The sequence below is a fragment of the Desulfitobacterium metallireducens DSM 15288 genome (assembly GCF_000231405.2).
GTDB classification, from domain to species: domain Bacteria; phylum Bacillota; class Desulfitobacteriia; order Desulfitobacteriales; family Desulfitobacteriaceae; genus Desulfitobacterium_A; species Desulfitobacterium_A metallireducens.
In genome coordinates, this window is sequence record NZ_CP007032.1 from 1,550,352 (window position 1) to 1,565,320 (window position 14,969).

Sequence of the window (14,969 nt, forward strand, 5' to 3'; positions counted from 1 at the left end):
AACCATAATACATCTTTAGCAATTGTTCAAGTAGGACTATTTTCGAAATAAATAACTGCAACGACAAATCTAAGAATCGCTTTGCATTACTGCCTTCTTCATCTTACGGACATACTCTGCCACAGGGGCTACACATTTCATGCCATATTGTTCAACGATTTTTACAATTGCACTTCCTACAATTGCACCATCCGCATACTGTACCATCTTTGCCGCTTGTTCAGGTGTGGAGATGCCAAAACCAATCGCGCACGGGATATCCTTGATCTCTTTAACTAGTTTAACCATTTCACCCACGTCGGTGCTGATTTCTCGGCGCACGCCTGTGACCCCCATAGAGGATACACAATAAACAAAGCCTTCAGCTTCTCTAGCAATTTGACGGATGCGTTCCTTGGAGGTTGGCGCGATCATCGAAATCAATTCAATGCCATATTGAGAGCAAGCCGGCAAAAGCTCGTCTTTTTCTTCAAAAGGCACATCAGGAACAATTAAAGCGTCAATCCCCGCCTCTTGACAGTTTTCCATAAACTGCTCCGTACCATAAGTAAAGATGGGGTTCACATAAGTCATGAAAGCCATAGGGACCTTGCACACCTTACGGATGTGATGTACCATGTCAAAAATTTTATCAGTTGTTGTACCGCTTGCTAGCGCACGTTCGTCCGCACTTTGAATGACGATGCCCTCTGCGATCGGATCAGAAAATGGAATACCCAGTTCGATTAGATCAGCACCCTCTTCTGCCATCTTAAGCACTAACTTTTCGGTTATTTCCAGTGAGGGATCTCCTGCTGTGATAAAGGGAATAAAAGCTTTACCGTTGGAAAACGCCTGTTGCAGCTTATTCATAGATTTGTACCCCCCTGTAACGGGCTATTGCAGCGACATCTTTATCGCCTCTGCCCGATAGATTAACGACCAGGATTTGGTCTTTGCCCATTGTCGGAGCTAGTTTTCTCGCGTAAGCTACCGCATGGGCACTTTCGATAGCTGGAATAATTCCCTCCATCCGGGAGAGGTATTCGAAGGCCTCAACGGCCTCATCATCGGTAACTGGCACATATTCGGCTCTACCGATATCATGCAGATGGGCATGTTCAGGACCAATACCTGGATAGTCAAGTCCAGCTGAAATGGAATAAACGGGAGCAATCTGACCATACTGATCCTGACAGAAATAAGACTTCATACCATGAAAGATACCTATCGTTCCAGTAGCCATGGTTGCGGCAGTTTTATCGGTGTCGACGCCCTTTCCTGCAGCTTCACAGCCAACGAGGTGAACATCCGGATCTCCGATAAATTCATAAAATAGTCCCATCGCATTGCTGCCACCCCCAACACAGGCGAGTAAGGCGTCCGGTAGTCTGCTCTCTTTTTGGAGCATCTGCTCTTTAACTTCGCGTCCAATCACGCTTTGGAAATCACGAACAATCGTCGGAAACGGGTGGGGTCCCATGACTGAACCGAGCACATAGTGCGTATCTTCCACACGAGCCGTCCATTCACGCATCGTTTCGTTCACTGCATCTTTGAGCGTTTGCGTGCCACTCGTGACAGAATGCACCTTTGCACCTAGCAGTTCCATGCGGTAAACATTGAGCGCTTGACGATCAATGTCTTCCTTTCCCATATATATCTCACATTCCATGCCCATGAGTGCCGCAGCGGTCGCCGTGGCTACACCGTGCTGTCCTGCTCCTGTTTCAGCGATGACGCGGGTTTTACCCATTCTTTTGGCCAAAAGTACTTGGCCGAGAACGTTGTTAAGCTTGTGTGAACCGGTATGGTTGAGATCCTCGCGTTTGAGATAAACCTTTGCTCCGCCGAGATCACGGGTCATCTTTTCTGCGTAATAGAGCAACGAGGGCCTCCCTGCGTAGTTTTTAAGAAGAGAATCTAACTCCTCATTGAATTCAGGATCATTCTTATAGCGGTTGTAAGCCTCTTCTAACTCAATCACTGCATTCATCAACGTTTCGGGAATAAATTGTCCTCCATGGATTCCAAATCGTCCTTGCAACATAGCCAACTCCTCTTTTCATTTTGACCTGTAAGGTTGTTACTGCTTTGAAGACAACAAAAAAGCCTTTATCCCTATAAAGGGACAAAAGCTTTTAACTTCTGCGCTACCACCCAAATTGATGATTAAATATCATCCACCTCATTTTGCATACCATCATATGCACCCCGCTGATAACGGACGAGGTTCCCGTCAGCGTCTACTCCTGGATCACAGTTTCAAGCTGCCCTCGCAAGCCCATTCAGAAAAATCTATGCTACTGCATCACACCACTCGCAGCTCTCTGGATACACCCAATTTTTCGTACTTCTCTTGCTCAACGGTTTTTAGCATATTTAATTTTCATCATCTTAACGCAGTCTGATTCAGTTGTCAATCATTCATAAGTATAATTTTTACATCTTGAAAGGAAAAGTTAGCGCGATTGCTCTTCGAAACATTTTAAATTCGTTCTGATTTTTCCTTTTCCATTCTCGCTTTAAACCATTTCAAGTGTTCATGATCTTCGTTCATAATTTGCCGAACCACATTTTGGCTTACCGTGTCAATCTCATCAATACGGTCTTCATAGGCATGGATTCCTTTATCTTCTCCGTCGTAAATTTGTTCGAGGAGATGTTCCGGGCCTCGCAGGGAATTAACGACTGAGGTAATATTAGCCATAACTCCGGATAAGCCAGTCCCCGCTTCGGGTGTACCCTCTAGGTCCTTTATTCTCTGTGTAAGTTGTTCAGCGTGCCTTTGATGATCTTGTTCGAATTGAATGAGCATTTCGGACACTTGGTTGTCCTGCTGTATGCCCTTTGTGGTGTCATAAACATGGATTGCCATATGTTCGCCTTTTAGTAACTCATTCAGAGTATCAATTTGATGCTGATTTTCCATGCAACTCAGCCCCCTTAATAATATAGAAGCCCTACGTTCGAAGAACGCAAGGCTTTTTACGACATTTATTGAAATGAAGAGCACGATATTATAATGCGCTTCTGTGTAATTTTTATACCTTAAAACAATTTTGAAATCGTCTTAATATAATCCTGACTTAACAAAACCTTGATAAGTGACTTCATTTTTAAGCAAGTTTTTGCTTTTCATCCAAGTAATGACGTTATTAAACTCATTTTCAGTTGGAAGTTGGGGTTTTGAATAGTGCTGTACTTTGTAACTTTCAACAACACTCTCAGGAATATTTGCGTTTTTAACGAGCAAGTCCTTATATTGATCAGGGGTCTGATTGATATCATCTACGGCTTTCGTATAAGCTTTGTAGAAATTGGAAATTGCAGCTGAATTGCTGTCTATCGTCTTCCCTTTCATCAAGATGACGGATTGAGAAAGGTTTGCTCCTTGGGTGTCTTCAGCAACAATTTTTGCGCCTTTTGACACGACATAGGAGATTTGAGGGTCGGGAACTGTGATAGCATCAATTTGATTATTCAAAAGCATTTCGACGCGAACAGGGATTTTGGCAACGGTCGTTTTCTTTACTTCGGATGGGTTGACCCCACCTTCTTGGAGAAGGCCATCTGTTACATACTCAATAATTGAATTGTTTGAAATTCCAACACTTTTTTCTTTTAGATCTTGCACGGTTTTGATACTGCTATTTGGAGAGGCGACAATCGCAAAGCGTCCCTCCAGTGGAGTTGCACCTAGTGCAATCGAAGTCACGCGCAGATCTTGACCTGAACTTTGGAGCATAGCAGCAATCATAATGTCTGTAATCATTCCATCAAGGTCACCCGACTGAAAGGCGCTTTGAAGTTCAACAGGACTTTGAAAAGGAACAAGTTCGACTTTTACCTTCTCATCAGCAAAATACCCATTTTTTTCAGCAACGAATAAAGGTAAGTTTTCTTCAATAGTTAAGGATCCAATTTTCAAAGTAGCGGATTCAGCGTGTTGAGTTTCACCAGGTTTAGCGGGATTGCTTTGAGCACAACCGGTTACTACGGTTAAAAGAAGGGTTATGGCTAGCAATGTAGAGAGTAAAGATTTATAACGCATCTTGACGCCTCCTGAATAATTTTAAATTATGAATTAAAGTTCAATTCTTCAATTATCGTATACTTATAGCTGAATCAAGTCAATAGCTCACGACCCTGATTCTTTAAGGATTTACCCAAGAACACAGGACTTTTTCACACGTATCAAAGAGCAAGTAAAGTAGGAAACCCATGAGCGACATTGCAATAATTCCTGCAAACATTTGATCGTAGGCTAGACTGCTCCAGGAATTCATGATAAAGTAACCGATTCCTTCTTGGGTTGCATAGGTTTCGACTAAGAAAAGAACGGCCAAAGCAACTCCTAAACCTATTTTTAGAGAAGTAAAAATTGCTGGCAAGCAGGCAGGAAAATACACATGTTGATAAAGTTCTCTTTCTGTGGCACGCAACGACTTCACTGAAAGTACATATTCTTGTTGCACATTGCGAGCGGCATCTCGAGTCATGACGAGGATCTGATAAAATACAATTAAAGTAATTAAAACGATTTTAGATGTATTTCCGATCCCCAGAAGAATCATAAAAATCGGGAGAAATACAACTTTGGGAATGGGAAAAGTAAGATAAAGCAAAGGGGCTGAAATTTGATCTGCTCTTTTGCTTTTTCCTAAAAAAAGGCCAAGTGGGACAGCTAATACTGTGGCAATGATCATACTAACGCCAACACGATAAAAGCTGATTTTTAAATGAGGAACGAGATCGCTACTAAAAAGTTCGATAAAGGTCGTAATGGCCTCCTTTGGCGGAGGAAAGGCAGGAGTCTTGAGAATCATTGATAAAATTTGCCAGGCGAAGATAAGAAATAGAATGGCTCCAATGATATAGAGAAGTTTATGAGCTAAGCCTTTTAAGTGCAATCTATGTCCCTCCCTCTTAAGCTTAAACGCAAAGAGTTGCACATTTCTAAGAACTCCATTTTTCCACGGGCGGTATAATCTCCTGCAAGTGGATTTTCAAGTTCCTGAATAATTGTACCTGGAGATGTGGACATCACGAAGATCTTTTGTCCCAGGAAAACAGCCTCTTCGATGTTGTGCGTAATGATGAGAATGGTTAAATTCGTCTCTTGCCAAATATTGAGTAAAAGATCCTGCATCTCTTCCCTTGTCAGGGCATCTAGTGAGGAAAAGGGTTCATCCATTAAAAGAAGCTCAGGTTGGAGAATCAGTGAGCGTGCGATAGCTACTCTTTGCCGTTGGCCGCCACTTAATTGAATGGGAAAGCGCTTCTTCAGATGAAGTAGGTCTAGTTTATTCAGAATTTCCTCAGCCCTTTTGGCGGTTTCTTTTGATGAAACCCCTTTGATTTGGAGACCCAATTTAACATTATCCCAAACCGTTTTCCAAGGCAAAAGGCCATATTCTTGTAGAATTAAAGCAGTTTCACTGCTTTCTAGAGGTGGCTTGTCATGGAGAAGTACATTCCCCTGAAAGTTTTTATTCAAGCCTGCCAAAACACTTAAAAGTGTACTTTTTCCACATCCAGAGGGTCCAATAATTGCTCCTATGCATCCCTGGCGCAAAGTTAAACTTACATCCCTAAGAGCAGGAGTGATGTGTTTGTTTTGAGCATAGTTGACCTGTAAAGAATCAATTGCTATATAATCCATCTCTAAATCTTCCTTATTATATTTATATTATGTATCTGCCTAATGCCCTCATGTTATATTCAATGAGAGTTTTTTGGGCAAGCTCTGAGTCGAGGGGTTCACCAGTACTAATCCAGGATAAAATAACTTCGCGGAACGCTCCAACGAATGCTATTGCGCTGACCAGAGTATCTTGCTTTGGGATTAGTTGTTTATCCATGAGCTCGTCTATGTCTATCTTGGCAAGTCGGATGAGATCGTTTTCAATATATGTATATTTCGAATTCAGTGCCGTATTTTTCTGTGGAACATCAACTAAAACAGTTTTGGCGAGGTGCTTTTCTTTCATAAATAATTGGATACAGACTTCCATAGTTGCCTGTAACTTGTCAAAACCGTTTGAGTACTGCGCCCTTTCATTTTTTATATGCTCGAGTAGTTCTTGGTAGATTTCTTGGACAACAGTATCAATCAAAGTTTCTTTATCCGCAAAGTACAAATAAAATGTACCTGTAGCAATCCCTGCTTTTTGAGCAATTGATTTGATTGATACTTTACCCATATCTTTTTCGGAGAGAATTTCGCGAACAGCTTTAATAATTTTCTGACTTCGTAATTGCTGCTTTTCTAATATTTTTTCGGTTTTATTATAGACCATTCTCAACTCTCCATCATCTGATTTAAAATAAAAAATGAACTTTAATTCAGTTCATTCGAATTAAAGTTTACACTTTGTTCTATTTATAGTCAAGCTAGATTCGCACTTAAGGAAAGACCTAGGCTTTTGATCTAGGTTTTAGATAATTAAATCAAAGTGTACTTCCGCATTAGTAAAAGCAAAAAGCAAAGAGACCATCAATTAAGATAGTCTCTCTGCTTTTGCTTACCTGGCGACGACCTACTTTCCCAGGACCCTGCGGTCCAAGTATCATCGGCCCTGGAGGTCTTAACTTCCGTGTTCGAGATGGGAACGGGTGGAACCCCTCCGGCATAATCACCAGATCGTTTGAAGTTTTCAGGGCTCTTTTCAGAGCTTTCTGTTCCTTCAAAACTACACAGATCTTTTCGTTTTTCTTCAAGTCATCAGTTTCAACCTTCATGGCTCATTAGGTCAAGCCCTCGACCGATTAGTACCCGTCAGCTCCACACGTCACCGCGCTTCCACATTGGGCCTATCTACCTGATCATCTTTCAGGGGTCTTACCAGCTTGTGCTGTGGGAAATCTCATCTTGAGGTCGGTTTCGCGCTTAGATGCTTTCAGCGCTTATCCGATCCGGATATAGCTACCCAGCTATGCCTCTGGCGAGACAACTGGTACACCAGTGATCCGTCCAACCCGGTCCTCTCGTACTAGGGTCAGCTCCCCTCAAATTTCCTGCGCCTGCGACGGATAGGGACCGAACTGTCTCACGACGTTCTGAACCCAGCTCACGTACCGCTTTAATGGGCGAACAGCCCAACCCTTGGGACCTACTACAGCTCCAGGATGCGATGAGCCGACATCGAGGTGCCAAACCTCCCCGTCGATATGGACTCTTGGGGGAGATAAGCCTGTTATCCCCAGGGTAGCTTTTATCCGTTGAGCGATGGCCCTTCCACTCGGTACCACCGGATCACTAAGCCCGACTTTCGTCCCTGCTCGACTTGTTGGTCTCGCAGTCAAGCTCCCTTTTGCCTTTACACTCTTCGCGCGATTTCCATCCGCGCTGAGGGAACCTTTGGGCGCCTCCGTTACTCTTTAGGAGGCGACCGCCCCAGTCAAACTGCCCACCTGACACGGTCCTCAACCCCGATTCAGGGGTCTAAGTTAGAATTTCAGTACAAAAAGAGTGGTATCCCACCGGCGACTCAACCAAGGCTGGCGCCCTAGCTTCTTAGTCTCCCACCTATCCTGTACATTTTATACCAAAATCCAATGTCAAGCTACAGTAAAGCTCCATGGGGTCTTTCTGTCCTGTCGCAGGTAACCCGCATCTTCACGGGTATTACAATTTCGCCGAGTCCCTCGTTGAGACAGTGTCCAGATCGTTACGCCTTTCGTGCGGGTCAGAACTTACCTGACAAGGAATTTCGCTACCTTAGGACCGTTATAGTTACGGCCGCCGTTTACTGGGGCTTCAATTCAAAGCTTCGCCTTGCGGCTAACCTCTCCTCTTAACCTTCCAGCACCGGGCAGGCGTCAGCTCCTATACTTCTCTTTTCTAGATTGGCAGGAACCTGTGTTTTTGTTAAACAGTCGCCTGGACCATTTCTCTGCGGCTCTTCTTGCGAAGAGCGCCCCTTCTCCCGAAGTTACGGGGCTATTTTGCCGAGTTCCTTAACGAGGGTTTTCTCGCGCGCCTTAGGATTCTCTCCTTATCTACCTGTGTCGGTTTGCGGTACGGGCTCTCTCTCACTCACTAGAGGCTTTTCTTGACAGCTTGGAGTCGGTTACTTCGCTACTTATTTTCGCTCCCCATTACCTTTCAGGCAACGCGTAAGACGGATTTACCTGCCTCACACCCTACGGGCTTGGGCGTGCTCAACCAACGGCACGCTTAACCTATCCTTCTGTGTCACCCCATCGCTAATAACGTTTAAGAGAGGTACTGGAATATCCACCAGTTGTCCATCACCTACGCCTTTCGGCCTCGGCTTAGGTCCCGACTGACCCTGGGCGGACGAGCCTTCCCCAGGAAACCTTAGATTTTCGGCGGGTGAGATTCTCACTCACCTTTTCGCATACTCATACCGGCATTCTCACTTCCAAGCTCTCCACCCAACCTTCCAGTTGAACTTCGCTGACCTTGGAACGCTCCCCTACCCCTTACAGTAAACTGTAAAGCCATAGCTTCGGTGATACGCTTGAGCCCCGTTACATTTTCGGCGCAGAACCACTCGACCAGTGAGCTATTACGCACTCTTTAAATGGTGGCTGCTTCTGAGCCAACATCCTGGTTGTCTGTGCAATTCCACATCCTTTTCCACTTAGCGTATACTTTGGGACCTTAGCTGATGGTCTGGGCTGTTTCCCTTTTGACTATGAAGCTTATCCCCCACAGTCTGACTCCCAATCTAAATTCTTGGCATTCAGAGTTTGATAAGGTTCGGTAACCCGGTAAGGCCCCTAGCCTATTCAGTGCTTTACCGCCAAGAATCATCAATTGAGGCTAGCCCTAAAGCTATTTCGGGGAGAACCAGCTATCTCCGTGTTCGATTGGCATTTCACCCCTACCCACAGTTCATCCCTTGCCTTTTCAACGACAGTGAGTTCGGGCCTCCAGTAGGTTTTACCCCACCTTCACCCTGACCATGGGTAGATCACACGGTTTCGGGTCTACAGCATGTAACTTGTCGCCCTTTTCAGACTCGCTTTCGCTTCGGCTCCAGCTTCTCGCTTTAACCTCGCTACATACCGTAACTCGCCGGTTCATTCTACAAAAGGCACGCCATCACACCTCAAGGGTGCTTTGACTGCTTGTAAGCGTACGGTTTCAGGTTCTTTTTCACTCCCCTCCCGGGGTGCTTTTCACCTTTCCCTCACGGTACTGGTTCACTATCGGTCGCTAAGGAGTATTTAGCCTTGGGAGGTGGTCCTCCCGGTTTCCCACGGGGTTTCTCGTGTCCCGCGGTACTCAGGATACCCTCACAGCATTTCTTCTTTTCGCTTACAGGAGTGTTACCTTCTTTGCTGAATCTTTCCAGATTTCTTCAGCTAAGAATTAATGCTTAATAGAGGGTCCTACAACCCCAAGCTCCGAAGAGCTTGGTTTGGGCTCTTCCCGTTTCGCTCGCCGCTACTCAGGGAATCGATTATTCTTTCTCTTCCTCCGGGTACTTAGATGTTTCAGTTCCCCGGGTTGTCCTCTTTAACCTATCTATTCAGTTAAAGATCATTGGATATAACTCCAATGGGGTTGCCCCATTCGGGTATCCACGGATCAATGCATGCTTACTGCTCCCCGTGGCATTTCGCTGTTAACCGCGCCCTTCTTCGACTCTTAGCGCCTAGGCATCCACCGTACGCCCTTAGTAGCTTGACCTAAATCTTTTCGCCACTTCAGGTTTTTATATGAATCCTTTGACTTTTGAAAAACTATTTTCTCTGTGCAGTTTTCAAAGAACACCATTTTTTTGGGCCAATTCTGAGGGTTTATTCTCTGGATTGGACAAAAATTTAGAGAAGCCATTTCTGGTCTCTCAAAACTAAACAACAAAGGAAAGCTTACGCTTCTTTACAGCCTCGCAGATTGCTCTGCGCTTTTGCCTTTTCGGCTTTTGAGTCTTTCGACTCTACCCTTCAATCGATTCCGTTTCTCCAAAGAGATTCTTCCTCGATTGAGGATCGACCATAGGATTAGTTAACTTAAAATCTTAAGCTAACATGTCTCCTTAGAAAGGAGGTGATCCAGCCGCACCTTCCGATACGGCTACCTTGTTACGACTTCACCCCAATCATCGGCCCCACCTTCGACGGCTAGCTCCCTTTCGGGTTACCTCACCGGCTTCGGGTGTTGCAGACTTTCGTGGTGTGACGGGCGGTGTGTACAAGGCCCGGGAACGTATTCACCGCAGTATGCTGACCTGCGATTACTAGCGATTCCAACTTCATGTTCTCGAGTTGCAGAGAACAATCCGAACTGAGACCGGCTTTCTCGGATTTGCTCCACCTCGCGGCTTCGCTTCCGTCTGTACCGGCCATTGTAGCACGTGTGTAGCCCAAGACATAAGGGGCATGATGATTTGACGTCATCCCCACCTTCCTCCGGTTTATCACCGGCAGTCTGTCTAGAGTGCTCGACCTTACTCGTTAGCAACTAAACATAGGGGTTGCGCTCGTTGCGGGACTTAACCCAACATCTCACGACACGAGCTGACGACAACCATGCACCACCTGTCTCTACGTTCCCCGAAGGGCACTCCTTAGTTTCCTAAGAATTCGTAGGATGTCAAGCCTTGGTAAGGTTCTTCGCGTTGCGTCGAATTAAACCACATGCTCCACCGCTTGTGCGGGCCCCCGTCAATTCCTTTGAGTTTCAACCTTGCGGCCGTACTCCCCAGGCGGAGTGCTTATTGTGTTAACTGCGGCACAGAAGGGGTCGATACCCTCTACACCTAGCACTCATCGTTTACGGCGTGGACTACCAGGGTATCTAATCCTGTTTGCTCCCCACGCTTTCGCGCCTCAGCGTCAGTTACAGTCCAGAAAGTCGCCTTCGCCACTGGTGTTCCTCCACATCTCTACGCATTTCACCGCTACACGTGGAATTCCACTTTCCTCTCCTGTCCTCAAGATAACCAGTTTCCGATGCAGGCTTGGGGTTGAGCCCCAAGTTTTCACACCAGACTTAATTATCCGCCTACGCGCCCTTTACGCCCAATGATTCCGGACAACGCTTGCCCCCTACGTATTACCGCGGCTGCTGGCACGTAGTTAGCCGGGGCTTCCTCCTCAGGTACCGTCATGTAAATACACTATTTGCATATCTACCGTTCGTCCCTGAAAACAGTACTTTACAACCCGAAGGCCTTCATCATACACGCGGCGTTGCTCCGTCAGACTTTCGTCCATTGCGGAAGATTCCCCACTGCTGCCTCCCGTAGGAGTCTGGGCCGTGTCTCAGTCCCAGTGTGGCCGTTCACCCTCTCAGGCCGGCTACTGATCGTCGCCTTGGTAGGCCTTTACCCCACCAACTAGCTAATCAGACGCGGGTCCATCCATTATCGATAGCATGTTCAGAGGCCATCTTTCTTTAACCGATGATGCCATCAGTTAAACGTATCCGGTATTAGCCCTCGTTTCCAAGGGTTGTCCCGATTTAATGGGTAGGTTACCCACGCGTTACTCACCCGTCCGCCACTAAAAACTCGCTAAGCAAGCTTATTGAGTTCTCCGTTCGACTTGCATGTGTTAGGCACGCCGCCAGCGTTCGTCCTGAGCCAGGATCAAACTCTCCATAAAATTTATGAAGAAAATTTGATTGCTCAAATTCATCTCAAACTCTTTAACGAGTCACTTGGCTGTTCCTTGTTGTTTAGTTTTCAAAGACCAATCTTTGTCGTCGCAATCACTCGCGACAGTTATTTATTTTAGCAGATTGACCTGTTAAAGTCAACTGCCAATTTCTTCATCACAGTCACCATTTGGCAATTGAGAAAGAAGTGACGGAATGCTAGTTTAACAAAATGTAAAGCATTTGACAACTGGTAATTATTCTCTGAAGAATTTGGACTTAATTTGGTGCCGAAGACCGGAATCGAACCGGTACGGGCTTTAGGGCCCGCGGGATTTTAAGTCCCGTGCGTCTGCCAGTTCCGCCACTCCGGCATGTTTGGAGGCGGTACCCAGAATCGAACATGGGGATAAAGGTTTTGCAGACCTTTGCCTTACCACTTGGCTATACCGCCGCATCTCTTTCACGTCATCACATTAACTTCGCAGTATTTGCGACGGAACTTTATTTTAGTATAAAATGAATGATTAAGCAACTGGGAATTTTTAGATATTATCGAGCCTAACTTATAAATTCATTAACTTATAGATATCTTCACGTCTATGCTGCCAAACAGGTAACGATTGCCATACTTATTCTTTTCTACCTTCATTTGGCACGAGGCAACTTTGACATGACTTATCTATAATTCACCTCCCAAGATGGGGCCTGATTATATCTAAGCTCTTCTATTGTTTAATATTGGACATCTTTTAGAAATAGCCCTTTAGCTTGAGCTAAAGGCCCAGCTTCCCATCTTTTCTTTTCATTTAATATTTTTTCAACATCACTTGGTTTAAGATTACCTTTACCGACTTCAAGAAGTGTTCCAACAATGATTCTTACCATATTCCACAAGAAGCCATTGCCATTCACCTCTATTTCTAGAAGTCCATCCTGTTCACCTATATTGATATAATTGATCGTTCTGATCGTTGATTTGTCTCTGCTTTTTAAGTTAGTAAAACTCTGAAAATCATGCGTGCCAATTAAAACCTCTGAAGCACTTTTCATTTCTCTTAAATTAAGTTTATCAGCAAGGTGATAAGTATACTTTCTGTTAAACACATCTCTGAATTTGTCCGTATTTATTCTATATACATACGTTTTTGATTTTACATTATATCTGGCATGAAACCTTTCAGCTATCTCATCGATAGATTTTACAACGATATCTTCTGGTAAATACTCATAAAGATAATCTACTATTTCGTTGGGACTCAAGGCGCATTTAGTATGGAAATTGGCGATGTAATTTTCAGCATGGACTCCTGAATCGGTTCGACCACATCCCACGAGAAGAATAGATTCTCCAGTCATTTTGGATAAGACGGTTTCTATTTTACCTTGTATTGTGAGATCATTGTCCTTTTGTTTTTGCCAGCCTTTGTATCTAGATCCATCATAGGCAATGGTCAATTTTAAATTTCTCATTATGCTCCACCTTTAATTATTCTAAGTAATACATGTTAGTATACTACAATAATGAGCTAACACGTAAATGTAAATTAAAATGCGTGCATTTAAAGTTTTAGTGAGTCAAGTCCAGCTGTCATTTCAGTTAGGGTTAGTTGTAGGGACTCAGATTGATTGGCAAGCGTTTGTAGGCCGTTTGCTTGCTCTTCAAACAAAGCTCCGATTTTTATAGCAAAATCCCATGAACTATTGCTTAACGTATTCATTTGGCTCAAGGCTGTTTTAACCTGAGATGCTTCTTGATTCGTGCTATCTAACATTTTCTCAGCGGACTGGATGCTATTTTTAAGTAAATTCGCTTTTGTCGCAATTTCACCAAAGACATTCTGTGCTTCTTCCATCGATGATTCTTCTTGGATTAAGGCATTAAACGTATTATCTGTCGAAAAGACCAACGATTCGATATCATCATTCATTGAATGGAGGAGAGCTGCGATTTGTTTTGCGGCATCGGAGGAAGCCACTGCCAGCTTTCGTACTTCGTCAGCAACAACTGAGAAACCTTTACCCGCCTCGCCTGCTCTGGCGGCTTCAATGGAAGCATTCAGTGCCAGCAAATTCGTTTGAGTTGCAATTCCTTGAATCAGTTTAACAATTGAATTGATTTGATTGGAATTTTGTTGAAGCTGATTAACGCGATTTTGGGTGAGGTTTAAATCAGACTTGATGTTTTCAATTCCTTGGTCTAGTTTCTGGACTAAACCCGTTCCTTCTGTCGATGTATTCATAAACTGAACTGCAGTTTGAGTAGCTGATTGAAGAAGCAAATTAATTTCGTTAACTTCCTCGAGCATTTTCTGGATTATCGCACTGACCTGTTGAAAAGTTTCAATTTGGTCAGATGCATTCTGAACTTGTTGATTAGATATTTCCGAAGAGTGATGAGACTTTTCAATATATGATTGAGAGCGCATTGTGACTTGGTCGCTAACCTGAACTACCTTTTGAGCTGCTTTAAGGGTGTTTCCTGAGGTGCGTCTAAAACTTGTAGAGAGCAGTTCAATGGCCTGGGCCAGTTCGCCAATCAGATCGCTCCCTCTGATTTCCATATGAACGGTTAAATCACCTGAAGATAATTCTTTGACTTTTTGAGTGATGGTATTAAATGGATTATAGAGAATAGCGCGGGCAATAAAATAATTTCCTACTCCGAGAAGAAATCCGGCCAAAACACAGCTCACTGTAAATAGTTGGCTTTTCCCCGGCGATATCGTTACAAAAAGTTGCGCAAAAAGCGGGAAAATCAATCCTACAAGTGCTCCCGCAAAAAGCATCGTGCCAAACATGATGGACATTATTGAAAAGCGACTAATAAATTTTGTTAATGAGTGCATTTTGCTCTCCTTTAAATGTTTATTTTTATCACCATGTTCAAAATTTCACATTAAAACTGCTATTACGGTGTTACTTTACCATTATACACCAATTTACATTGAAGTATATATAAATAAATACAAATATAAACAATTAAAATAATTTATTCCTTCAATTTAATTATAATCAATACTCGGCAAAAAAGATTGGGTTAAACGCTGTTCATATATAAGTTTGATAATACCTTTATGTTTATCACAGCATAAATGCGATTCTCACCTGGGTTATCAGTATGTTCATCATCTTCTAGGCAGGGAAAAAGCGACTGACATGTCAGGGTACGTCTTGACTCCTCCTTCCCAATCATAAATCATTTCAAGAAGTAGACTGGGACAGACTATAAGAAGAGATGTAGATGGGTATTCTCGTACATAAGATACAAGGATACCCATCTACATCTGGGGTAAGAGAGGATAAGAGGAAAGAAGTCTATCCCTCGCCTCTCGACTCTTCTAAGTGTTTCTTCATAAGCAACCTTGATTGTTCCGAGTCTTGGCCCATTATCGTTTTCATAAATAGAGAT

Annotated in this window: 9 protein-coding genes, 2 tRNA genes, 3 rRNA genes and 1 other annotated feature; all 14 genes read right to left on the reverse strand. The window is 43.9% G+C overall.

The window, feature by feature from the left end; genetic code table 11:
- Nucleotides 1-69 precede the first annotated feature (69 nt).
- Entirely contained in the window at nucleotides 70-852 is a 783-nt protein-coding gene (trpA, locus tag DESME_RS07460; protein ID WP_006718976.1) for a tryptophan synthase subunit alpha, read from the reverse strand.
- On the reverse strand, nucleotides 845-2,029 hold the full coding sequence (gene trpB, locus DESME_RS07465; RefSeq protein ID WP_006718974.1) for a tryptophan synthase subunit beta: 1,185 nt from the start codon (nucleotides 2,027-2,029) through the stop codon (nucleotides 845-847). Before trpB ends, trpA begins: the two co-directional genes overlap by 8 nt.
- Nucleotides 2,030-2,103: 74 nt before the next feature.
- Nucleotides 2,104-2,355, reverse strand: a binding site (T-box leader).
- A gap of 112 nt (nucleotides 2,356-2,467) precedes the next feature.
- Complete coding sequence (locus DESME_RS07470; protein ID WP_006718972.1) at nucleotides 2,468-2,911, reverse strand: DUF2383 domain-containing protein; 444 nt, start codon at nucleotides 2,909-2,911, stop codon at nucleotides 2,468-2,470.
- A gap of 141 nt (nucleotides 2,912-3,052) precedes the next feature.
- Nucleotides 3,053-4,033, reverse strand: a complete 981-nt coding sequence (locus DESME_RS07475) for an ABC transporter substrate-binding protein (protein WP_006718970.1) — start codon at nucleotides 4,031-4,033, stop codon at nucleotides 3,053-3,055.
- Nucleotides 4,034-4,136: 103 nt separating this feature from the next.
- A complete protein-coding gene (locus DESME_RS07480; RefSeq protein WP_006718968.1) occupies nucleotides 4,137-4,892 on the reverse strand; it encodes an ABC transporter permease in 756 nt (251 codons plus the stop codon).
- Nucleotides 4,883-5,644: an ABC transporter ATP-binding protein gene (locus tag DESME_RS07485; RefSeq protein WP_006718966.1), complete on the reverse strand. Its 762-nt coding sequence runs from the start codon at nucleotides 5,642-5,644 to the stop codon at nucleotides 4,883-4,885. Before DESME_RS07485 ends, DESME_RS07480 begins: the two co-directional genes overlap by 10 nt.
- 22 nt (nucleotides 5,645-5,666) lie before the next feature.
- Complete coding sequence (locus DESME_RS07490; RefSeq protein ID WP_006718965.1) at nucleotides 5,667-6,281, reverse strand: TetR/AcrR family transcriptional regulator; 615 nt, start codon at nucleotides 6,279-6,281, stop codon at nucleotides 5,667-5,669.
- A 227-nt stretch (nucleotides 6,282-6,508) separates the two neighbouring features.
- A 5S ribosomal RNA gene (rrf, locus tag DESME_RS07495) occupies nucleotides 6,509-6,625 on the reverse strand.
- A gap of 105 nt (nucleotides 6,626-6,730) precedes the next feature.
- Nucleotides 6,731-9,646, reverse strand: a 23S ribosomal RNA gene (locus tag DESME_RS07500).
- Nucleotides 9,647-9,999: 353 nt separating this feature from the next.
- Nucleotides 10,000-11,565: ribosomal RNA gene (locus tag DESME_RS07505) — 16S ribosomal RNA — on the reverse strand.
- The 16S, 23S and 5S rRNA genes sit together here with 2 tRNA genes alongside, the layout of an rRNA operon.
- Before the next feature lie 277 nt (nucleotides 11,566-11,842).
- Nucleotides 11,843-11,931, reverse strand: a tRNA-Leu gene (locus DESME_RS07510).
- Nucleotides 11,932-11,936: 5 nt separating this feature from the next.
- Nucleotides 11,937-12,011 (reverse strand) — tRNA-Cys (locus DESME_RS07515).
- A 281-nt stretch (nucleotides 12,012-12,292) separates the two neighbouring features.
- The gene (gene truA, locus DESME_RS07520; protein ID WP_006717003.1) at nucleotides 12,293-13,030 is read right to left on the reverse strand and encodes a tRNA pseudouridine(38-40) synthase TruA; all 738 of its coding nucleotides are present in this window, start codon (nucleotides 13,028-13,030) and stop codon (nucleotides 12,293-12,295) included.
- 89 nt (nucleotides 13,031-13,119) lie between these two features.
- The gene (locus DESME_RS07525; protein WP_006717005.1) at nucleotides 13,120-14,406 is read right to left on the reverse strand and encodes a methyl-accepting chemotaxis protein; all 1,287 of its coding nucleotides are present in this window, start codon (nucleotides 14,404-14,406) and stop codon (nucleotides 13,120-13,122) included.
- Between the last annotated feature and the right edge of the window lie 563 nt (nucleotides 14,407-14,969).

What these genes read in the sequence shown, in the direction of transcription:
- trpA (WP_006718976.1), bottom strand. Translation starts at nt 852, where the DNA reads ATGAATAAGCTGCAACAGGCGTTTTCCAACGGTAAAGCTTTTATTCCC.
- trpB (WP_006718974.1), bottom strand. Translation starts at nt 2,029, where the DNA reads ATGTTGCAAGGACGATTTGGAATCCATGGAGGACAATTTATTCCCGAA.
- DESME_RS07470 (WP_006718972.1), bottom strand. Translation starts at nt 2,911, where the DNA reads ATGGAAAATCAGCATCAAATTGATACTCTGAATGAGTTACTAAAAGGC.
- DESME_RS07475 (WP_006718970.1), bottom strand. Translation starts at nt 4,033, where the DNA reads ATGCGTTATAAATCTTTACTCTCTACATTGCTAGCCATAACCCTTCTT.
- DESME_RS07485 (WP_006718966.1), bottom strand. Translation starts at nt 5,644, where the DNA reads ATGGATTATATAGCAATTGATTCTTTACAGGTCAACTATGCTCAAAAC.
- DESME_RS07490 (WP_006718965.1), bottom strand. Translation starts at nt 6,281, where the DNA reads ATGGTCTATAATAAAACCGAAAAAATATTAGAAAAGCAGCAATTACGA.
- truA (WP_006717003.1), bottom strand. Translation starts at nt 13,030, where the DNA reads ATGAGAAATTTAAAATTGACCATTGCCTATGATGGATCTAGATACAAA.
- DESME_RS07525 (WP_006717005.1), bottom strand. Translation starts at nt 14,406, where the DNA reads ATGCACTCATTAACAAAATTTATTAGTCGCTTTTCAATAATGTCCATC.